Genomic DNA, 19,412 nt, shown 5'->3' on the forward strand with positions numbered 1-19,412 from the left:
TCAGGGCAGCAGGATGGTCGAACCGACCGTCTGCCGCGCCGAGAGCGCCTCCTGCGCCTTGGCCGCGTCCGCCAAGGCATGGCGTTGGCCGATTTCCACCTTGATCTTTCCACTGCCGATCATCTCGAACAGCTCGTCGGCCATGGCCTGCAGGCGCTCGGCCGAATCGGCGTAGCCGGCCAGTGTCGGGCGGGTGAGGAACAGCGAGCCCTTCTGCGCCAGTACGCCAAGGTTGACGCCGGTGACGGCCCCTGACGCGTTGCCGAAGCTCACCAGCAGCCCGCGCGGTGCGACGCAATCAAGCGAGGTTTCCCAGGTGCTCTTGCCGACCGAGTCGTAGACCACTGGGCATTTTTTGCCGTCCGTGAGTTCCATGACGCGGCTGACGACATCTTCCTGGCTATAGTCGATGGTCGCCCAGGCACCGAGCGACTTGGCGCGCTCGGCCTTTTCCGCCGAGCCGACCACGCCGATCAGTTTCCCGCCCAGCGCGTTGGCCCACTGGCAGGCGATCGAACCGACCCCGCCGGCCGCGGCATGGAACAGGATGGTTTCGCCTGCCTGGACCTGGTGGGTCTGACGCAGCAGGTATTGCACGGTCAACCCCTTGAGCATCACCGCGGCGGCCTGCTCGAAGCTTATCGTTTCCGGCAGCTTGACCAGGTGACGGGCCGGCAACAGATGATGCTCGCCATAGGCGCCCAGCGGCCCGGTGGCGTAGGCCACCCGGTCGCCCGGCTTGAACGTGGTGACCCCATCGCCCACCGCTTCGACCACCCCGGCTCCTTCGGTGCCCAGGCTCGACGGCAGGCTCGGCGGCGCATAGAGACCGCTGCGGAAGTAGGTGTCGATGAAGTTGAGGCCGATCGCATGGTTACGCACCACCACCTCGCCGGAAGAGGGCGTGGGCGTGGCCACGTCTACCATGTCGAGTACCTCGGGGCCACCGTGCTGGCTGAATTGGATGCGCTTGGACATGTCGGTTCCTCGGGACGGAAAAGTCCCTATCCAACCTCCCCGAGCGGCTGTTCGTCAATCGGTCCGATGCTATGCTTGCCGGCCAACCGCCAGGTTGAACGCATCATGCGGGCCGCAAAGGCCGGCCGTCGTCCAGACCGATGCCGCGTCGGTCGCTGCTGGGGTGAACTCTTGAACACGCAAACCGAAGCCGTCAAAACCTACCTGCTGGACCTGCAGGACCGAATCTGTGATGCCCTGCAAGCCGAGGACGGCGGCGCTCGTTTCGTCGAGGATGCCTGGGAGCGCCCGGCTGGCGGTGGCGGACGCACCCGCGTGCTGGAGAACGGTGCGCTGATCGAGAAAGGCGGCGTCAATTTCTCCCACGTGTTCGGCGCCGGGCTGCCGCCCTCGGCCAGCGCGCATCGACCGGAGCTTGCCGGCCGTGGATTCCAGGCCCTCGGCGTGTCGCTGGTGATCCATCCCGAGAACCCGCACGTGCCGACCTCCCACGCCAACGTGCGGTTCTTCATCGCCGAGAAAGAGGGCGAGGAGCCGGTCTGGTGGTTCGGCGGCGGCTTCGACCTGACGCCCTACTACGGCAACGAGGAGGACTGCCGGCACTGGCACCGGGTAGCGCGTGACGCCTGTGCGCCGTTCGGCGCGGACGTCTATCCCCGCTACAAGGAATGGTGCGATCGCTACTTCCACCTCAAGCATCGCAACGAGCCGCGTGGCGTGGGTGGCCTGTTCTTCGACGATCTGAACGAGTGGGACTTCGACACCAGCTTCGCCTTCATGCGCGCTGTGGGCGATGCCTACATCGAGGCTTATCTGCCCATCGTTCAACGCCGCAAGGCGACGCCGTTCGGCGAGCGCGAGCGGCAATTCCAGATGCTGCGCCGCGGCCGCTACGTCGAGTACAACCTGGTCTACGACCGCGGCACGCTGTTCGGTCTGCAATCGGGCGGGCGCACCGAGTCGATCCTCATGTCGCTGCCGCCGCTGGTGAGCTGGGGCTACGACAAGCACCCCGAGCCCGGCAGCGAGGAGGCCCGGTTGACCGAGTATTTCCTGCAGGATCGCGACTGGCTGGGCGAGGCGGGGATTTGATGGATCGCTATGGCGTTTTCGGCAATCCCATTGGGCACAGCAAGTCGCCGCAGATCCACCGGTTGTTCGCCGAGCAGACCGGTCAGGCGCTGAGCTACGAGGCGCTGCTGGCGCCGCTGGATGACTTTCCAGGCTTCGCCCGCGGGTTCTTCGCCGAGGGCCGAGGCGCCAACGTCACGGTCCCGTTCAAGGAGCAAGCCTTCGTCTTGGTCGACGAACTCAGCGAACGGGCACAGCTTGCCGGCGCGGTGAATACCCTGCTCAAGCGCGACGATGGCAGTCTCTATGGCGACAACACCGATGGCGCCGGTCTGCTGCATGACCTGCTCGACAACGCCGGCGTCACCTTGCGGGGCAAGACCATCCTGCTGCTGGGGGCAGGCGGCGCCGTGCGCGGCGTGCTCGAACCGCTGCTGGCACAGGCGCCAGCAGCGCTGGTGATCGCCAACCGTACGCTGGAAAAGGCCGAGGCGTTGACCCGCGCTTTCGCCGATTTTGGGCCGGTGGCAGCCGCAGGCTTCGACTGGCTCGAGGAGCCGGTGGACCTGATCATCAACGGCACCTCGGCGAGTCTCGGCGGGGAGCTGCCGCCGCTCGCGCCGGGCCTGATCGTGCCCGGCCACACCCTCTGCTACGACATGATGTACGCCGCCACGCCCACTCCGTTCTGCCAGTGGGCCGCGGCACTCGGCGCGCAGACCCGCGACGGGCTGGGCATGCTGGTCGGCCAAGCGGCCGAAGCCTTCGAGCTCTGGCGCGGCGTTCGGCCGGACACCGCGCCCGTGCTGGAAGCGCTGCGGCGTCAGCTCAGCGTTGCCTGAGGCGAGTGCTCAGGGCTCAAGGACAAAGTTGATCCGTTCATGGATGTGCTGCGGCATTTCCAGCTCGTCGACGATACCCGCCGCGATGCGTCGCAGCTGGTAGCGCGGATCGTCCGGCCTGTCCTTCGGCACCACGCTCAGGTCGTCGATCGACAGGCCGTGACCGGCGGGCGGCGCGTTGACCAGCGTCCAGCCCAGCGGATGCACCGCCAGTCGCTGGAGGGCTGCCTCGACCTCCGGCGCGCTGGCCAGGGTATCGAAGTCTGCGATCAGGATCAGCCGATGCACCTGCACCCGTGGCAAACCCACCAACAAGGCATCGACCGCCTGATAGAAACCTTGCGGCCCCTGGGGGGCGGTGTGGTCGGGTGAATGGGGCAGGCGAGGGCTGTTGTGCAGGCAGATGACGGCATCGAATCCCGCCACGCTTTCGCTGACGCTTTCCGGATCCTGGAGATCGGCCAGCTTGGTGCGCAGCCCGGGCCGCGCAGCCAGCGAATTGAGGTCATCCATCAGCGCCACCGCCTCATGCTGGCGGCTCAGCAATTCACAGATCAACGCACTGCCGAGACTCGAGTGCGCCCCGTATAGGGCGAACTTGAGCCTCGGCGTTTCGGCGTTCCTCATGGCGAGGGGATTCGCTCAGCGGCGAGTGACCAGATAACCGATCAGCGCGCAGGCGCCGGCGGCCAGGGCCAGGGTGGAAAGGGGATGTTCGCGGGCGCAGTCCTTGGCCATGCGGCTGGCTTCGCGAGTCTTGCGAGAGAGGTCGGCGTAATGCTCGTCGAGGTGGACATCGTTCCACAGAGATTCAGCGCGCGAGCGCAGCGAGGCGAGGCGGTGGCGTGAGTCGCGATTGGCGCTGTGCTTGAGCTCGTCCAGGGCGCTCATCAAGCTGTGGATCTCGTGCTCGATGTCTTCACGGGTGGTCGACTTGCGTGCGAACAGGGACATGATCAGTCCTCCCCTTTGCTGTAAATGTCAGCGTTGGACCGTGGGTTTGGACAGACGTGCGATGCGCGACGCACCGGCGGACGGGAGTCAACGGGCCGGCCCGCCGCGGCGATGCATTCGAAGCTTGTAGTTGATCTATAATGTTATGTTATAACGTATAGATACGAAACTAGGCCGATACGCTGAGGTTGCTGTAGTGGGCGTCAGGCAGGCGCGGTGAACGGACGGGCCGCAACCCGAGCCGACGGCAAGGCAGCGGCTCGCCGTGCTTGCCGTTGTCCTGACGCTCTGTTTTGATGCACATCACTTCAGGTGTCCCATGCACGGCATGGGGTTAAACGGGAAGCCGGTGCGTCATCTCAAATGATCAGTCCGGCGCTGCCCCCGCAACGGTAAGCGAGCGAAGCATTCGAAGGACCACTGTGCCTCGGCATGGGAAGGTGAATGGCTTCATGACCCTCGCAAGCCCGGAGACCGGCCTGAAGGTTCGATTGGCAACCCGCGGTGGGCGGGCGCAGGCCGGTTTTCGGACGCTTGCCGTCCGCGACTCCTCATGCGTGTTTCCCTCCGGGCCTTGGTTCTTCTTCTTTCAAGTGGAATGACATGTCCCGCATTTCCTCTTCTGCAACAAAACGGCTGGCGCTGGTCGGCGGCTTTGCTCTGACGGTGCTGCCCCCTGGGGCTATAGCCGAAGACGACGACGATCCTTCGACCCTGACGCTACCACCGATGGCCGTCATCCATGAGGGTCACCGGGGGGAGTCGCCGAGCGCCCCGGCCCGCACCGGCTCACGCCTCGACCTGCCGGCAAGGCAGATCCCGGCCAGTACCAGCACGCTCGACGAGCACGCCATCTCCCAGCGCAACAACCTGTCGGTGCAGGACGCCGTCACCCGAATTCCAGGTATCACCTCCATCGCCAACCCGGGCAATGGCAACACGGCGCTTTCGGCGCGCGGTTTCACAGGGCATACATCGGTCATGACCCTGTTCGACGGTAACCGGCTGTACACCGGCGCCGGTACCCAGACTTTTCCGGTCGACCCCTGGATGGTGGAGCGCATCGAGGTGATTCGCGGGCCGGCTTCGGTGCTGTACGGCGAAGGGGCTACGGGCGCGGCGGTGAGCATCGTGCCGAAGAAGCCGTTCGAGGGTGAGATCCTCAACCGGATCCGTGTCGGTTACGGCTCGGACGATCACCAGCAGCAGGCCCTGGACAGCGGCGGCTCGCTGTCCGAGACCCTCAGCTATCGCCTGACCCTCAACCGTCAGGCCAGCAATGGCTGGGTCGACCGCGGCGACTCGCAGAGCCATGCCTTGAGCGCTGCGCTGCGCTGGCAACCCAGCGACGACCTGAATGTCACCCTGGCCCACGAGCGCGGCGACAGCGAGCCGGCCCGCTACTTCGGTACGCCGCTGATTGGCGGACACCTGCTCAGCAGCCTGGAGGAGAACAACTACAACATCCGCGACGCCGTGCAGCACTACCGCGACGAGTGGACCCGCCTCGACACTGACTGGAACCTGAGCGAGGCCATCAGCGCCAGCAACCAGCTCTATTTCATCAAGAGCCGGCGTCACTGGCGCAACGCCGAGGCTTACCGCTGGGACGACAGTCGCGGGCAGCTGCTGCGCGGGGACTATCTGGAGATCCGCCACAACCAGGAGCAACTCGGCGCGCGGCAGAGCTTCACCATGGAGCATTCCTTGTTCGGCCTTTCCAGCAAGACCGTGGTCGGTACCGAGTACAACCGAATTCGCTTCGGCGCCGACAACAATGCGCCCTATACCGATGTCGGTGGCGATTACATCGATCCCTGGAATCCGGCCGACGGCTATTTCCAGAGCGCATCGCCCTATGGCCCGAACAACCGCAGCCGTACGCGTACCTTCGCTCTGTTCGCCGAGAACGCGACCCGGCTGTCCGAGCGCTGGACGCTGGTCAGCGGAGTTCGCCGCGACCAGAACCATATCGACCGTGACGACGAACGCGCCGGCACGCGGAGCGGCCGCAGCCTGAGCGGCGGTAACTGGCGCGCCGGTCTGGTGTTCGCCCTGACGGACGAGCTTTCTCTCTACGGGCAGTACGCCACCAGCCAGGACGGGATCAACAACCTCATCTCGCTGACGCCCAGCCAGCAACAGATGGCGCTCACCCGTGCCCGGCAAGCCGAGTTCGGCCTCAAGCAGAGCTTCTGGCAAAGCCGCGGGCAGTGGACGCTTGCCGCTTTCCAGATCACCAAGAAGAGACTGTTGAGCCAAACCGCAGCCAACGAGCCGACCCAGCAGATTGGGCAGCAGTCGTCCGAAGGGCTGGAGGCATCGCTGGAGCTGGCGATGGCCCGAGGCTGGCATCTGTCGGCCAATGCCTCGCTGCTGCGCGCCGAATACGACGATTTCAGCGAGGCCGTCGGCGGCGCGCTGATCTCGCGTGACGGCAACACGCCGGTCGGCGTGCCGCGCAGGACGGCCAATCTCTGGGTCAGCAAGCGGATCGGTGCGGATCTGGATGCCGGGCTCGGCCTGCGTTACGTCGACAAACGCTACGCGGACACCGCCAACATCGGCTCGCTGCCCGGCTATACGGTGCTCGACGCCAACCTGGAATGGGCCGCCACCCGCGACATCCGTATTGGGCTCGAGGCCTACAACCTGCTCGACCGGCGTTATGCGAGAACCTACTACGGCAGTGCCGAGCAATGGCTGCTGGGCCAGCCGAGGTCGTTCCTGGTCACCGCCGATTACCGCTTCTGACCCGTCACGGCGCGACGGCCTTGCCGCCCGCCTGGAGCAAATGCCATGTCATCGTTGCACCTGCGAGACGTCAGCTGGTCACCCCGCGAAGCCAAGCGCGAGGCCCCGTGGCTGATCGACGCCGTCGACCTGTCGGTACGACCCGGCGAGTTCGTCGGGCTTATCGGACCCAACGGCAGCGGCAAGACCAGCGTTCTGCGCTGCGCTTACCGCTTCAACACGCCTCTGCGGGGTGGGGTACGGCTCGACGGGCAGGATCTGGGCCGCGTCTCCGAAAGGTGGACGGCGCAACGTATCGCCGTCGTCCTGCAGGAGTTTCCGCAAGAGTTCGGACTCACCGTGGAAGATGTCGTGCGTATGGGGCGTATCCCCCACAAGCGCTTCTTCGACACCGACGGGCCGGGCGACGAGGCGCTGGTGAAGCGGGCGTTGCAGGCGGTCGGAATGGGGCCGCTTCGCCGGCGGGTGTTCGAGCAGCTGTCGGGCGGCGAGAAGCAGCGGGCTCTGGTTGCCCGGGCGCTGGCTCAGGAGCCGACCCTGTTGATTCTCGACGAACCGACCAATCATCTGGACCCGCGCTTTCAGATCGAACTGCTGAGGCTGCTGCGCGGCCTGCGGTTGAGCACCCTGGCCAGCTTTCACGACCTCAACCTGGCTGCGGCCTTCTGCGACAGGCTCTACGCCATCCAGGATGGCCGCATCGTGGCGCAGGGGACCCCCGAAGCGGTGCTCACCGCCGAACGGGTCAAGCAGTTGTACGGTTTGAACGTCATCGTCGACCGCCATCCCTATGCCCACCACCCACGCCTGACCTGGATTACCTGACCGTGAACCTTCGCCATGTCCTGCTCTGCCTCGCTGGCGCGCTCTCGTTGCCGGCTTCCGCCTCCAGCTATCCGCTGACCGTACGCAGCTGCGACCGCGAAGTGGTCTTCGAGCGTGCGCCGACACGGGCCGTCAGCCATGACATCAACATGACCGGCATGCTGGTGGCGCTCGGGCTGACCGAGCGCATGGGCGGCTATACCGGCATCAGTGGCTGGAAGACCCTCGACCCGGAGCTGAGCGAGGCCCTGCAGGGGCTGCCGGAGCTGGCCAGCCGCTATCCCTCGCTGGAAACGCTGCTCGATGCCGGTGCGGATTTCTTCTTTGCCGGCTGGAGCTACGGCATGCGCGCCGGAGGGCCAGTCACGCCGACCACCCTGGCCCCGCTGGGCATCCCGGTCTACGAACTGAGCGAATCCTGCTCGAGGATCGGCCGGCGGGACCGTGCGAGCCTGGAAGACCTGTATCGAGACATCCAGGCCCTCGGCCGGATCTTTTCGGTCGAGTCACGGGCCGAGGCGCTGGTGACGCAGATGCGCGAGCGGGTTTCGGCCGTCCAGGCGCGGATCGATGGCCAGGCCAGGAGGCCCCGGGTGTTCCTCTACGACAGCGGCGAGGATCGGCCGACGACCTCGGGCAGTCTGGGCATGCCCCAGGCACTGATCGAGGCCGCCGGCGGTAGCAACATCATGGAAGACGTCGCGGCCAGCTGGACCCAGGTCGGCTGGGAAAGCGTCGTCGAGCGCAACCCGGAAGTGATCGTGATCGTCGACTACGGCCCCCTGTCCTGGCAGCAGAAGCGCGATCTGCTGCTGCGTCAGCCGGCGCTGGCCGATGTCGAGGCGATCCGGCACCAGCGGTTCGTCGTGCTGCCCTACATCGCGGTCACGCCCTCGGTACGCAACGCCGATGCCATCGAGGTCCTGTCCGATGCCCTGAATCCACAGAAGCAAGGGCAGGCCCATTGAGGCAGGCGGATACCTCGCTTCGCTACTCGGCGCTCATCGCGCTGCTGTTGGCGACTTTGGGGCTGTCGAGCCTGTTGTCGCTCGGCCTGGGCGCCGCCCAGATGAGTCCGGACCGCCTGCTCGGCATCCTGGCCTACAAGGCCGGGCTGGCGCCTGCCGGTAACTGGAGCGCGGGCCAGGAACATATCGTCTGGCTGATCCGCGCGCCGCGGGTGCTGCTGGGCATGTTCGTCGGCGCCGGGCTGGCGCTGATCGGCTCGGCTTTGCAGGCGGCCACGCGCAATCCGCTGGCTGATCCGCACCTGCTCGGCGTCAGCTCCGGCGCTGCCCTCGGGGCGGTGATCGTGATTCTCTACCTCGGCGAGTTCATCGGCGCGGCGAGCCTGCCGCTGGCTGCCTTTCTCGGCGCCCTGGGCAGCACCTTCATGGTGTTGCTGGTGGCGCGCCGCGGTGGTCGTTTCGATGGCGAGCGGCTGGTGCTGTCCGGCGTGGCCGTGTCATTCGTGTTGTCGGCCTTGACCAGCCTGCTGCTATTCACCGGCGACCACCGTGCGGCGAGCTCGGTGATCTTCTGGATGCTGGGTGGGCTGGGGTCGGCCCGCTGGGAGCTGGTCTGGCTGCCGGCGGTTTCGGTCGTCGCCGCCGGGATGGCGCTGGTGGCCTGGGCGCGGCCGCTCAATGCGCTGATGGCCGGCGAGCAGACCGCCGTGAGCCTAGGTGTCAGTCCTGCGCGGCTGCGCCTGTTCATCTTCGTCTCCACCTCGGCGCTGACCGCCGTGCTCGTTTCGCTGACCGGCGCCATCGGCTTCGTCGGGCTGATGATTCCCCACATGGCCAGGCGCCTGGTGGGAGCCGATCATCGCCGGCTGATCCCGGTGGCCGCGCTGATGGGCGCGCTGTTCGTCGTCTGGGTCGATGCCTTCGCGCGTACCGCGCTGGCGCCCGAAGACTTGCCGATCGGCATCGGCACCGGTCTGCTGGGCGGGCTCTACTTCATCTACCTGCTCTGGCGCCGGGACGGTCGCTGAAGGCGCCGCGGGGTGTCCGCGATCGATGCTCCGTCGATGCAACGATGGCGACCCGTCCCACTCAAACGACTACACCGTCTTCAGACGCACCGGGAAGCGACCGTCGAATGAGCACGCCTGACAACACCTATGTCGACTGGCTGGTCAGCCAGTCCATGCTGCACGCCGCCCGCGAGCGGGCACGTCTCTATGCCGGCCAGTCCCGCCTGTGGCAGCGCCCTTACGCCCAGGCCCGGCCGCGCGACGCCAGTGCCATCGCCTCGGTCTGGTTCACCGCCTACCCGGCGGCCATCGTCACCCCCGAGGGCGGCACCGTGCTCGAAGCCCTCGGTGACGACCGCTTGTGGAGCGCGCTGTCGGAGCTGGGCGTGCAGGGCATCCACAACGGGCCGATGAAGCGCTCCGGCGGGCTGCGTGGACGCGATTACACGCCGACCATCGACGGCAACTTCGACCGCATCAGCTTCGAGATCGACCCCAACCTCGGCACCGAAGAGCAGATGTTGCAGTTGAGCCGCATGGCCGCGGCGCACAACGCCATCGTCATCGACGATATCGTTCCGGCCCATACCGGCAAGGGCGCTGATTTCCGCCTGGCCGAAATGGCCCATGGCGATTACCCGGGCCTCTACCACATGGTCGAGATCCGCGAGGAAGACTGGCCATTGCTGCCCGAAGTGCCGGCCGGACGCGATGCGGTCAACCTTTCGCCAGTGGTGGTCGACCAGCTCAAGGACAAGCACTACATCGTCGGCCAGCTGCAACGGGTGATCTTCTTCGAGCCGGGCATCAAGGACACCGACTGGAGCGCCACCGGCGAGATCACAGGCGTCGACGGCAAGGTGCGGCGCTGGGTCTATCTGCACTACTTCAAGGAGGGCCAGCCCTCGCTGAACTGGCTGGACCCGACGTTCGCCGCCCAGCAACTGATCATCGGCGATGCGCTGCATGCCATCGATGTCTCCGGGGCGCGGGTACTGCGGCTCGACGCCAATGGCTTTCTCGGCGTCGAGCGGCGTGCCGAGGGCACCGCCTGGTCGGAGGGCCACCCGCTGTCTGTCACCGGCAATCAGCTGATCGCAGGGGCCATCCGCAAGGCTGGCGGCTTCAGCTTCCAGGAACTGAACCTCACCGTCGACGACATCGCCGCCATGTCCCACGGCGGGGCGGACCTGTCGTACGACTTCATCACCCGCCCGGCCTATCACCACGCGCTGCTCACCGGCACCACCGAATTCCTGCGGCTGATGCTCAAGGAAATGAACAGCTTCGGCATCGACCCGGCCTCGCTGATCCATGCGATGCAGAACCACGACGAGCTGACCCTGGAGCTGGTGCACTTCTGGACGCTGCACGCCTACGACCATTACCACTACAAGGGCCAGACGCTGCCCGGCGGGGTCCTGCGCGAGCACATCCGTGAAGAGATGTACGAGCGCCTGACCGGCGAACATGCGCCCTACAACCTCAAGTTCGTCACCAACGGCGTGGCCTGCACCACGGTCAGCGTCATCACCGCCGCCCTCGGCATCCGCGACCTGAGCCGCATCGGCCCGGCCGAGATCGAGCAGATCCAGCGGCTGCATATCCTGCTGGTGATGTTCAACGCCATGCAGCCGGGCGTCTTTGCGCTGTCCGGCTGGGACCTGGTCGGCGCGCTGCCGCTGGAGCCGGAGCAGGTCGAGCATCTGATGGGCGACGGCGACACCCGCTGGATCCACCGCGGTGCCTACGACCTGGCCGACCTCGCACCGGAGGCCGAAACCTCCGCCGAAGGCCTGCCGCGGGCCCGCGCGCTGTACGGCAGCCTGCCCGAACAGTTGCAGAACACCGGCTCCTTCGCCTGCCAGCTCAAGCGCATCCTCAGTGTGCGCCGCGCCTACGACATTGCCGCGAGCAAGCAGATCATGGTGCCGGACGTGGAGGCGCCCGGGCTGCTGGTGATGGTCCACGAGCTGCCGGCAGGGAAGGGCGTGCAGATCACCGCGCTCAACTTCAGTGCCGAGCCGATCAGCGAAACCCTCTGTCTGCCCGGGGTTGCGCCGGGGCCGGTGGTGGACATCATCCATGAGCGGGTCGAGGGAGACCTCACCGAGACCTGCGAGATGACGCTCAACCTCGACCCGTACGAGGGCCTTGCGCTGCGGGTGGTGAGCGCCGCGTCATCGGTGCTCTGATTACCTGTGCCGGTTGTTCGGGTCGCCGTTCGGCGCGGCAGGTGCATTGACCGCGGCGTCGAGTGCTTCCAGCGCGACTGGCTTGACCAGGTGGGTCTCGAAGCCTGCCTGCTTGGAACGCTCGAAATCCTTGGTCTGCCCGTAACCGGTCAGCGCCACCAGGCGCAGCCGTTCCGGGGGGAACGAGGCGCGCAGGGCTTTGGCCAGCGCGTAGCCGTCCATGCCGGGCAAGCCGATATCGAGCACAGCGACATCCGGGTGGAACTGCTCGGCCAGCTGCAGCGCCTGCAGCGGCTCACTCGCCGTCCTCACGTCGTGGCCCTGATGGGCAAGATAGTCGCGCAGGCTTTCCAGCGCATCGATGTTGTCGTCCACCACCAGCACGCGAACCGCGGCGTGCCGCAGTCCGGGTACAGCGTCGCTGGCGTGGGTGATGATCGCTGGCTGGTTCAGCAGCGGCAGCGAGACCCTGAAGGTCGAACCGCAGCCGATGCCCGCACTGCTGGCCGTGACCGAGCCCTCGTGCAGTTCGACAAAGGATTTCACCAGCGCCAGCCCGATGCCGAGTCCGCCCTTGGCGCGATCGATGGTGGCGCTGCCCTGCTCGAAGATCTTGAACAGCTTGGGAAAGAGGACTGGGCTGATGCCCGAGCCGTTGTCGCGCACGGAAATCGTGACCTGTTGCCCCGACGTTTCCAGGGTGACCTCGATACAGCCGCCGCGGTCGGTGTATTTTGCCGCGTTCGACAGCAGGTTCGCGAACACCTGCATCAGCCGGGTCGGGTCGCCGAACACCCAGACCGCCTGCTCGGGTAGGCGTGTGGTCAGGGTATGGCCGCGTTCGTGGAACAGTGCGCTGGCCGCCTCGATGGCGCGTTCGAGCAGGTTGGTCAGGTCCAGGGGTTCACGCTTGAGCTCGACCTTGCCTCGGATGATACGGGTGACGTCGAGCAGGTCGTCGAGCAGGCGAGACAGATGCTTGGCCTGGCGCTCGATGATTTCGTGCTCACGCGGCAGCGGCTGGCCCTTGCTGCGCAGCTTGACCAGATCCAGGACGGTGATGATGGGCGCCAGCGGATTACGCAATTCGTGACCGAGCATGGCGAGGAACTCATCCTTCGCGCGGCTGGCCTGCTCCCGTTCGAAATCCGCACGTGCGGTCTGCACGCCCGTGGTGGCGAGCGACGCAGCCGCGCGCAGAAACGCGAGTTGGGACGTGGTCGGGAAATCCTCCCGGTCCGAGCCGAACCAGATATTGCCCCCGAAGTTGCCGTAACCCATGCTCAGCCGCACCACGCGCATCGGCTGGAGCGGCGTCGCCAATTCATGGATACGCCCGTCCGGCAATCGAGTCTGTTCCCATTGAGCGGCCGCAGCCTCCCAGGCTATGCGCTCGGGCTCTTCGACGTTGCGCCCATCCAGGCGCAGCAGGCAGTACCTTGGGGTGTCTGGGAGCAGATCGATGCCGGCCATGGCGAAGCGGATGGGCACGATGCGCTCGGCTGCCTCGATGGTGATTTGTAGGATGGTCTTTCCGTCACGCCCGGCCCACATGGCAGGCAGGGCCAGCAGTCCCATCAGATCGCGGATGCTGTGGTCGTCTACGGAGCTGCCCAGACGGCCTGGCGCAGCTTCCGTTTCAGGTTTGACCTGCCCTGGCCCGGATGAGGGGTCATTCGGCATGTGTGGCGTGACGTTTGGCTTCTCGGCTGCGCAGCTCTTCGAGCATCTCCGAGGCGGGCGTATAGAAAGGATTCTCCTGCACGATGCCGTTGATCAGCGTAAGAGGATGGGTCCGCAGCAGGTCCATCATCATCGAGCCGCTGAGTTTGGACGTGTCGTAGACGCAAATGGCCGGGTGGCGATTCTGCGACAGCACTTCGTTGACCTCTGCCTCGTAGGCCAGAAGATCGCGGGCGCCATTCTTCTCGACGAACAGCCAGTCCATGTTTCCCATGATGCGCACGCGCGGAAATCCGTCCTCGGTGGCCGCCTTGCAGATCGAACTCAGGTTTTCGAGCATCCGGTCCTTGTCGAACTCACCCTCGTCGTCCAGGTAGGCACCCCGCCAGGGTTGCAGCTCGAGCTGACCGCAAGCTTCGCAGCCATGGGCGTCGATGCCCGCATCGATCAATCGCTGACGGTGCTCGTCCAGGAGCGCCGGATTGAGGATGTGGATGGTTTTCTCTCCCTGGTCGATCGCTTCCTTGAAGAAAGGAAGCAGGACTTCGTATTCCTGCTCGCGGCTGTCGAAAAATGCGCAAACGTGAAAATGTTCGATCGGTGTGCCTGCCAGCGAAAGCTCGTTCATGATTCGGTCCTCGTTCAAAACGCGGGAGATGGCCACTCGGAGAGAAGTGGCCAGTCGCCATTTTAGCGATGACGCCGTCGGTTGTTCGTAAACCTCGGGTCGTTTGCGATAAACGGTCCGGCCTATACCTGCGTGGCCGGTTGTGCACAACCGAATGGGCTGGCTTTCGTGCCGCTCGCGTATGCGGCGCGGACATTGCCACAACACGTCGGACCTAGCCACCGCTGTCGTTCGGCCCCGGACGGTCGGCCAGCATAGATCGCCCCGAGGCCGCACCTTGTATCGGCGTATCTGCCTCCGTTCGCCGCATACCCAGGCTCGATCCTCTATCATGCGGCGCTCTTTCGGGCCCGGACGACCTCATGATTCCCAAGCTGCGTACCCTCCTGATCGTTTCTGTCTCCGTCGCGCTGTTGGCGGGCGCAGCCGCGATCTGGATGCAGGACGACCCGCTCGACGAGCAGGCCGTGGCATGGATGGAGGCCGTCAACCAGCAGGGTGGGAGCAGCGAGGGTTATCTCTATCTGCTCGGGCTGGACGCCGCGCAGGAGCCGCTGGCCGCCGGGCGGGCGCGCCAGGCCGAATACCGGCGATGGCTCGATAGCCGTTCGGTGGTCGATTCGTCGTTTCGGCCGGCGGTGGTCGAGCCCCTGCCACGATCCCTTGTCGAGCAAAGCTGCGGCGGCGAATGGCTGTATTGCCTCGAGCAGGTTCTGGCAGGCAAGCGGGACGTCGACGCGCTGCTGGAGGATGGTGCTCAGGTGCTAGAGCGCTATCGCCGGGTTATCGGCTTCGAGCATCTGCTCAGCCGCTCGGCACTCACCGCGTCGTCGCCACTGCCTAGCTATTCGGCTTTGATCGCGGGCAATCGACTGCTCGCCCTGCAGGCCTATCGGCTGATCCTCGAGGGGCATGCCGACCAGGCCAGGGCGCTGCTCGAAGCGGATTTTGCCCGTTGGCGGCTGCATCTGGCCGAGGCCGATACCCTGATCCAGAAACTCGTCATCTCTCACCTGATGGCAGCCGATGTCGGCACCCTGAGCGTGCTGCGCCAGCGAAATCTAATCGCTGCGCCGGTCGAGCTGGAGCCTCTATCGGTTGCCGAGCGCTCCCTGCAGATCGCCATGCGCAGCGAGTTCGTGATGGTCGCCAACGGCTACGCGGCCATGCGCGACGACCCCCAGATCATCCGCGAGCAGGGCCGGTTGTTTATGCGTGTACTGTTCAAACCGAACATGAGCATCAACGCCACGCTGCCAAGCTACCGCAGCGTGGCCGACGCCTCGCAGCAGGACGCGGCGACATTCGTCGAGTGGCTCCGCCAACCGCAACCGGCCGTCAGCCGGGATTGGCGCAATCCTGTCGGCAACGTGCTGCTCGATGTCTCCAGCGTCGACATGAACCGCTACCTGGGGCGCCTGCATGACCTCGATGCGCGCATCCACCTTTATAACCGCCTCAATACCCTCGCCCCGGGCTTCACCGAGGCACAGGCCGTTGCCGCCGTCGAGGGCGGCAACCCCTACGCCATGCATCCGGCCAGGGTGCTCGAAGACAAGCCCCGCTGGCTCTGCTACGACGGCCCCCTGAAAGACCGCAGGCATCTGCGCTGCCTGCCGCTCGTCACTGGCGGGCGCTGACGCAAGCCCCAAGCGTGACGGTGTCCGCAGGCGATTCGTCGGCTGCCCGGCACGGCCAGGAACCATCCTCTCGCTGCACGCCTCTGCTGACTACCTGGGTCGCCATTTGCCTGGCAAGCCAAGCGCAGCGGGCGCTGACGTCCCGTTACAAGCAACGCGAGGTGACGGACATGAATGACGTGGAACAACGCATACGCGAACGGGCTTACCAGCTCTGGGAAGAAAACGGCCGCCCCGAAGGCCGTGACGTCGATTACTGGCTACAGGCGCGCGATGAAATCGAACCCTTCTACAAGGAAGGCGACGCTACGGCCGGCAGCGTGGAAAGCAGTGTCGCGATCCCTATGCCGAGGCGGGAGGACGACGAGTAGCGCCTGGTTACCGGCGAGTTGACCGGCAGGCTCGCATTCCCAGATGCCTGCCGCGAGACCTTGAAAGTATCGCCTCATAAGCCTTCATCAGCGGGCGGCAGCGCGGCGGGGTCGAACTCCACCTTTCGATAGGTCCCGCCGGCCCGGACGTTGTGGCCGAACCCGCAGTCGGTGCCATCCTGGTCGACCGTCAACACATCACGCTCTGTAGTGAAGGTGAACGTGCAGGCGTAATCCGGGCTTGCCTCGGCCATTGAGTAGCTGGCCCGGCCGTCCACGAAGTCGAGGGTGGCGCTCAACTGGCCCATGTTGGGCCCGTAATACATGGCCATCAGGCCCGGAGCGTAGCCTTGAAACCATGCCTGATACTGCGCACCCGCCTTGCGCAGGGAAACCACGTTCCACAGCGACTTGCCCGCATAGAGCCAGTAATCACCCTCCAGGCTGCGGCTCGCGTCCGACTCGGCTTGTTCGATTTGCGTCTTGTACTTGCCACGGTTGAATACCGACTTGGCATCCTGCGCATCAATGCCAAGCCAGGCGCGGGCCTTGAGATAGTTGCCTTCGTGCAGGTGCGTCAGGGCGACGTTGTTGTAGGCCGTGGCAATTCGGCCAGCGTCGAGCTGACAGCTTTCCGACCAGGCGGCTTGGGCCTCGTAGCGCTCTCTGGCCTCGGCATAGGCTTTGACGCGATACAGTCGATCTCCCTCTGCCGCGAGGTTTTTGACGTTGTTGCAGTCAGCCTCGGCTTGCTCGGCGGTGACCTGGGCGTGGGCTAAACCGCAGAGCATGACGAGGGACAAGCCGGCTAGGGTGATCTTCATAAGTAGTCCTTCTCATCGATAGTTACCGATGTAATCGAGGCCCGAGAAAACGGCGCATGCGCACGTGCTACCCGCCGCGCCACCTTTCCTGGACGAGATAGCGCACCCTGGCCGAACGCGCGGGCCTGGCCTGCCTTTACCCGACGCCAGCTCGGCGCCATCAACGCGCTGCGAACAGCCACGTCCAATAATGCTTATACGCATTACGATTCCTCGGTGCGGTGGGCAAGCCGACACTAGGAGCACAGGTGGCAGGTTTATGATCGGCACCGGGCGTTTCGGCGAGTGTCGACGGGCGGTCTGCGCGGAGCGTGAGTGGAGAAGGCCAAGGGGCTATTTACCAGCTGCCGTACGGGATGCCGTACTTTTCTACATAGCGTTTTGAAAAGTCGGATTGCGGGTAATAGTGCCCGCCCGATTTACCCAAATGCGGCCCTAGCGGCTCGATCTCGGCCTGCGCCCGAGCGACTTTTACCGTGTTACTGCACTCGTCTCGCACCCATACCTGCACCGTGCCGCCGGGTGCCAGGCCGAGGTATAGCGATGCCGCGTAGCGGGGGGCCTGGCCAGGGGTTTCTGCACACGGTCGGCGAGTTGAAAAGTGCATGATCTGCCGGGCCTCTTCGGGTATGTCCACCCAGGCACGATAGGTTTGGGGTTCCACCACGGACTGCCAACGTACGTAAACACGTTTGGGCAGGTCTGCACCGACAACACCACGTACACGGCCTCCTAGCGCACGCGGCCAACCCCGAGCCAACTCACTGGCATTGCCGTAATCCACGCTGCCAGTGCCAATGACGCCACCGCTGCCATGGTCGAGAAGCCGGCCTTTGACGTCTTCCACCTGGCTGGCCTCAACCCAGCCGGTCATATAGATCGGCGCCATAAACTCAAGGCTCCACCATGGCTCTTTCGCGTAATGTTTCTCGGACAGCGGGCCGGTCGCCTGGCAGCCGTTCAACAGCAGAATGCCCAGCAGGACAATCAATGGCTTCATCACAATATTGTCCATTCAGGTACATGGGGATGTTGTACGCGCACGCCATTGGCGTTGGGGGCATTGATATAGACCATCTGTAACCCGCTGGGCATTGCCTTTCCAAGCGGGTGATTCCAGTGCGCAGACACATGAATGTACCGCTCTTTGAGCAGCGCTTCGTCTGCAGCGGTCGTGCTGTAATCACCCGCCACAAAGCGGTCATGAAGTGATCGGAGCTCTGCTGGAATGAAATGGCTGGGATCATTCTCGTCGATTGCTTCGAAAGGTACGCCTTTCTGTTTGGCCAACTCGTACATTACCCGCATATAGACCCGCGATAGCTCCGCCCTCACCCTGCGCTTGAGCTGCAAGCCGGCGTACACCCGTTGTTGCCTGGGAGTCAGGCGGTCCTGAGGGTCGGCGGGAAGCAACGTCGGGGGCGGCGTGACGATTTCCAGCACGGACGCCGGCCATCCTTCCGAGATCATTTTGGCCCTGGCCTGGACGGCATCGCGGTAGATCGAGGTCGTCTTTACATCAACGCCCTGCCGTACGGTCAGCGCCTGCATGGGGCTGACCAGCACTCGTTCTTCGGCATCGACCCGATAGCCCCCTCCGATATCGGAGTGTGCGCCGGGCAGGACGATTTCCTGATGGTCAGGTTTCACGGTGCTCAGGGCAAAGTTCGCGCGCAGTTCGTCACGAGCCACCAGATGTACGACATTGCTGAAATACTTGGGGGCCAAGTGCAGCTTGACGCCCGGCGTGATGGCGCTGCGGACATTGCCCAGGTTGGTCAGGCCGGCCACCGACGCGACGGTATCGAACAGGCCGATGAAGCCCATGTTGATGTCGCGCTGGTACTGGTCGACAAAGGTCGAGCTGAAGGCCCGGGCATTGTCCCGAAGGGCCGAGCCCAATGCTCCTTGCCGGCCGCGGACGACTTCGTTGGCGAAGTGCCGGGCTGCCGCGGCGCCTCGGCTAAAACCGAAAGCATCGAACGTTAATGAACTGATTTCAGCGTCTGGATTTCCTTTAAGGACATCCTTGATGAGCGCATTGATCAAACCAAAAGCCTGTTGTACCCGCCCCTCGACACCTGTAACGCCCCGGCCAGTACCGGAACCGATTAGGCTGTCTTTATCACCTGATTTCGTGCCGATTCCCTCTACATATAGCACTCGTGAGGTACGGCTGTACTGGCCCTCTCCCTGTAGCGCTGGAGTATCCAGATAGAGGTCACTCAGCTTTCTGACATTAGTCACATCGTTGCCATAGCTGCTATCCGGATCACCCATATACGGCCTGCAACTGGCGTCGAGGTCTTCCTGTCGCACCGGATGGTGCGCGCCGCAGAGCACTCCGAATGCGCTGTTGCTGGCGTTGTTGCCGGTGCCGTCAAAAAACAGCCCGATCCGCAAGGCGATCTTTATCTTCTCCGCCGGCGGGGCAGGCTCCTTGCTGTACTTCTCGTATTCCGCCCATCGCTGCGCGTGAAGATCTGTGGGCGTGACCCGTTCAAGCTCGGCTTCCCGTTTGGCCTGGGGAATATTGGCGACGTAACCACTCATTCCTGATACCTGTCCTTGGTAAGAGCAACGCTGCACGATAGCCGTATCTCAACGGCAGCTCTGCCTATTCAGGCGCATTTCGAGCAATGAAGCGGACCCATGGGTCACGCAGCCAA

At 64.7% G+C, this 19,412-nt stretch carries 17 protein-coding genes and 1 riboswitch; of the genes, 9 read left to right on the top strand and 8 right to left on the bottom strand.

Annotation, left to right across the window (positions count from 1 at the left end):
• Complete coding sequence (locus G7026_RS20205; RefSeq protein ID WP_181072822.1) at positions 1-978, bottom strand: NADPH:quinone reductase; 978 nt, start codon at positions 976-978, stop codon at positions 1-3.
• 171 nt (positions 979-1,149) lie between these two features.
• Here G7026_RS20205 and hemF point away from each other — a divergent pair, with 171 nt between their 5' ends.
• A complete protein-coding gene (gene hemF / locus G7026_RS20210) occupies positions 1,150-2,070 on the top strand; it encodes an oxygen-dependent coproporphyrinogen oxidase (RefSeq protein ID WP_181072824.1) in 921 nt (306 codons plus the stop codon).
• The gene (aroE, locus tag G7026_RS20215) at positions 2,070-2,891 is read left to right on the top strand and encodes a shikimate dehydrogenase (RefSeq protein WP_181072826.1); all 822 of its coding nucleotides are present in this window, start codon (positions 2,070-2,072) and stop codon (positions 2,889-2,891) included. The genes hemF and aroE overlap by 1 nt, the downstream gene beginning before the upstream one ends.
• Positions 2,892-2,900: 9 nt before the next feature.
• On the opposite strand, the gene G7026_RS20220 is transcribed toward aroE, so the two are convergent.
• On the bottom strand, positions 2,901-3,518 hold the full coding sequence (locus G7026_RS20220) for an NAD(P)-dependent oxidoreductase (RefSeq protein ID WP_181072828.1): 618 nt from the start codon (positions 3,516-3,518) through the stop codon (positions 2,901-2,903).
• A gap of 15 nt (positions 3,519-3,533) precedes the next feature.
• Positions 3,534-3,845, bottom strand: coding sequence for a DUF883 family protein (locus G7026_RS20225; RefSeq protein ID WP_181072830.1), 312 nt, complete (start codon positions 3,843-3,845; stop codon positions 3,534-3,536).
• 293 nt (positions 3,846-4,138) lie between these two features.
• Positions 4,139-4,342: riboswitch (cobalamin riboswitch) on the top strand.
• Between the two features lie 106 nt (positions 4,343-4,448).
• On the opposite strand from G7026_RS20225, the gene G7026_RS20230 reads away from it, so the two are divergent.
• The 5 genes from G7026_RS20230 (at position 4,449) to treS (ending at position 11,597) form a co-directional block, all read left to right on the top strand.
• Positions 4,449-6,599: a TonB-dependent receptor gene (locus G7026_RS20230; protein ID WP_181072832.1), complete on the top strand. Its 2,151-nt coding sequence runs from the start codon at positions 4,449-4,451 to the stop codon at positions 6,597-6,599.
• 45 nt (positions 6,600-6,644) lie between these two features.
• On the top strand, positions 6,645-7,424 hold the full coding sequence (locus G7026_RS20235; RefSeq protein ID WP_181072834.1) for an ABC transporter ATP-binding protein: 780 nt from the start codon (positions 6,645-6,647) through the stop codon (positions 7,422-7,424).
• A 2-nt stretch (positions 7,425-7,426) separates the two neighbouring features.
• A complete protein-coding gene (locus tag G7026_RS20240) occupies positions 7,427-8,392 on the top strand; it encodes an ABC transporter substrate-binding protein (RefSeq protein ID WP_181072836.1) in 966 nt (321 codons plus the stop codon).
• Positions 8,389-9,420 carry a FecCD family ABC transporter permease gene (locus G7026_RS20245; protein WP_258190380.1) on the top strand — a complete coding sequence of 344 codons (1,032 nt, stop codon included), beginning with the start codon at positions 8,389-8,391 and terminating at the stop codon, positions 9,418-9,420. Before G7026_RS20240 ends, G7026_RS20245 begins: the two co-directional genes overlap by 4 nt.
• 107 nt (positions 9,421-9,527) lie before the next feature.
• Positions 9,528-11,597, top strand: coding sequence for a maltose alpha-D-glucosyltransferase (gene treS / locus G7026_RS20250; RefSeq protein ID WP_181072838.1), 2,070 nt, complete (start codon positions 9,528-9,530; stop codon positions 11,595-11,597).
• On the opposite strand, the gene G7026_RS20255 is transcribed toward treS, so the two are convergent.
• Both G7026_RS20255 and G7026_RS20260 read right to left on the bottom strand, forming a co-directional pair.
• The gene (locus G7026_RS20255) at positions 11,598-13,175 is read right to left on the bottom strand and encodes a hybrid sensor histidine kinase/response regulator (RefSeq protein WP_181072840.1); all 1,578 of its coding nucleotides are present in this window, start codon (positions 13,173-13,175) and stop codon (positions 11,598-11,600) included.
• 94 nt (positions 13,176-13,269) lie between these two features.
• Complete coding sequence (locus tag G7026_RS20260) at positions 13,270-13,908, bottom strand: MEDS domain-containing protein (RefSeq protein ID WP_181072842.1); 639 nt, start codon at positions 13,906-13,908, stop codon at positions 13,270-13,272.
• 362 nt (positions 13,909-14,270) lie between these two features.
• On the opposite strand from G7026_RS20260, the gene G7026_RS20265 reads away from it, so the two are divergent.
• Both G7026_RS20265 and G7026_RS20270 read left to right on the top strand, forming a co-directional pair.
• Positions 14,271-15,548, top strand: coding sequence for a hypothetical protein (locus G7026_RS20265; protein ID WP_181072844.1), 1,278 nt, complete (start codon positions 14,271-14,273; stop codon positions 15,546-15,548).
• A gap of 170 nt (positions 15,549-15,718) precedes the next feature.
• Entirely contained in the window at positions 15,719-15,919 is a 201-nt protein-coding gene (locus tag G7026_RS20270; RefSeq protein WP_181072846.1) for a DUF2934 domain-containing protein, read from the top strand.
• 74 nt (positions 15,920-15,993) lie between these two features.
• Here G7026_RS20270 and G7026_RS20275 read toward each other — a convergent pair whose 3' ends face one another.
• From G7026_RS20275 to G7026_RS20285, 3 genes are all read right to left on the bottom strand, one after another.
• The gene (locus tag G7026_RS20275) at positions 15,994-16,743 is read right to left on the bottom strand and encodes a tetratricopeptide repeat protein (protein ID WP_181072848.1); all 750 of its coding nucleotides are present in this window, start codon (positions 16,741-16,743) and stop codon (positions 15,994-15,996) included.
• Positions 16,744-17,080: 337 nt separating this feature from the next.
• Complete coding sequence (locus G7026_RS20280) at positions 17,081-17,743, bottom strand: DUF2931 family protein (RefSeq protein WP_181072849.1); 663 nt, start codon at positions 17,741-17,743, stop codon at positions 17,081-17,083.
• Positions 17,743-19,296, bottom strand: a complete 1,554-nt coding sequence (locus G7026_RS20285) for a phospholipase effector Tle1 domain-containing protein (protein WP_181072851.1) — start codon at positions 19,294-19,296, stop codon at positions 17,743-17,745. The genes G7026_RS20280 and G7026_RS20285 overlap by 1 nt, the downstream gene beginning before the upstream one ends.
• Positions 19,297-19,412: the final 116 nt, after the last annotated feature.

The organism is Stutzerimonas azotifigens (genome assembly GCF_013522725.1).
GTDB lineage: Bacteria > Pseudomonadota > Gammaproteobacteria > Pseudomonadales > Pseudomonadaceae > Stutzerimonas > Stutzerimonas azotifigens_A.

What these genes read in the sequence shown, in the direction of transcription:
- G7026_RS20225 (WP_181072830.1), bottom strand. Translation starts at nt 3,845, where the DNA reads ATGTCCCTGTTCGCACGCAAGTCGACCACCCGTGAAGACATCGAGCAC.
- G7026_RS20275 (WP_181072848.1), bottom strand. Translation starts at nt 16,743, where the DNA reads ATGAAGATCACCCTAGCCGGCTTGTCCCTCGTCATGCTCTGCGGTTTA.
- G7026_RS20205 (WP_181072822.1), bottom strand. Translation starts at nt 978, where the DNA reads ATGTCCAAGCGCATCCAATTCAGCCAGCACGGTGGCCCCGAGGTACTC.
- G7026_RS20280 (WP_181072849.1), bottom strand. Translation starts at nt 17,743, where the DNA reads ATGAAGCCATTGATTGTCCTGCTGGGCATTCTGCTGTTGAACGGCTGC.
- G7026_RS20265 (WP_181072844.1), top strand. Translation starts at nt 14,271, where the DNA reads ATGATTCCCAAGCTGCGTACCCTCCTGATCGTTTCTGTCTCCGTCGCG.
- G7026_RS20230 (WP_181072832.1), top strand. Translation starts at nt 4,449, where the DNA reads ATGTCCCGCATTTCCTCTTCTGCAACAAAACGGCTGGCGCTGGTCGGC.
- G7026_RS20255 (WP_181072840.1), bottom strand. Translation starts at nt 13,175, where the DNA reads ATGGGACTGCTGGCCCTGCCTGCCATGTGGGCCGGGCGTGACGGAAAG.
- G7026_RS20260 (WP_181072842.1), bottom strand. Translation starts at nt 13,908, where the DNA reads ATGAACGAGCTTTCGCTGGCAGGCACACCGATCGAACATTTTCACGTT.
- aroE (WP_181072826.1), top strand. Translation starts at nt 2,070, where the DNA reads ATGGATCGCTATGGCGTTTTCGGCAATCCCATTGGGCACAGCAAGTCG.
- G7026_RS20270 (WP_181072846.1), top strand. Translation starts at nt 15,719, where the DNA reads ATGAATGACGTGGAACAACGCATACGCGAACGGGCTTACCAGCTCTGG.
- G7026_RS20235 (WP_181072834.1), top strand. Translation starts at nt 6,645, where the DNA reads ATGTCATCGTTGCACCTGCGAGACGTCAGCTGGTCACCCCGCGAAGCC.
- G7026_RS20285 (WP_181072851.1), bottom strand. Translation starts at nt 19,296, where the DNA reads ATGAGTGGTTACGTCGCCAATATTCCCCAGGCCAAACGGGAAGCCGAG.
- G7026_RS20220 (WP_181072828.1), bottom strand. Translation starts at nt 3,518, where the DNA reads ATGAGGAACGCCGAAACGCCGAGGCTCAAGTTCGCCCTATACGGGGCG.
- treS (WP_181072838.1), top strand. Translation starts at nt 9,528, where the DNA reads ATGAGCACGCCTGACAACACCTATGTCGACTGGCTGGTCAGCCAGTCC.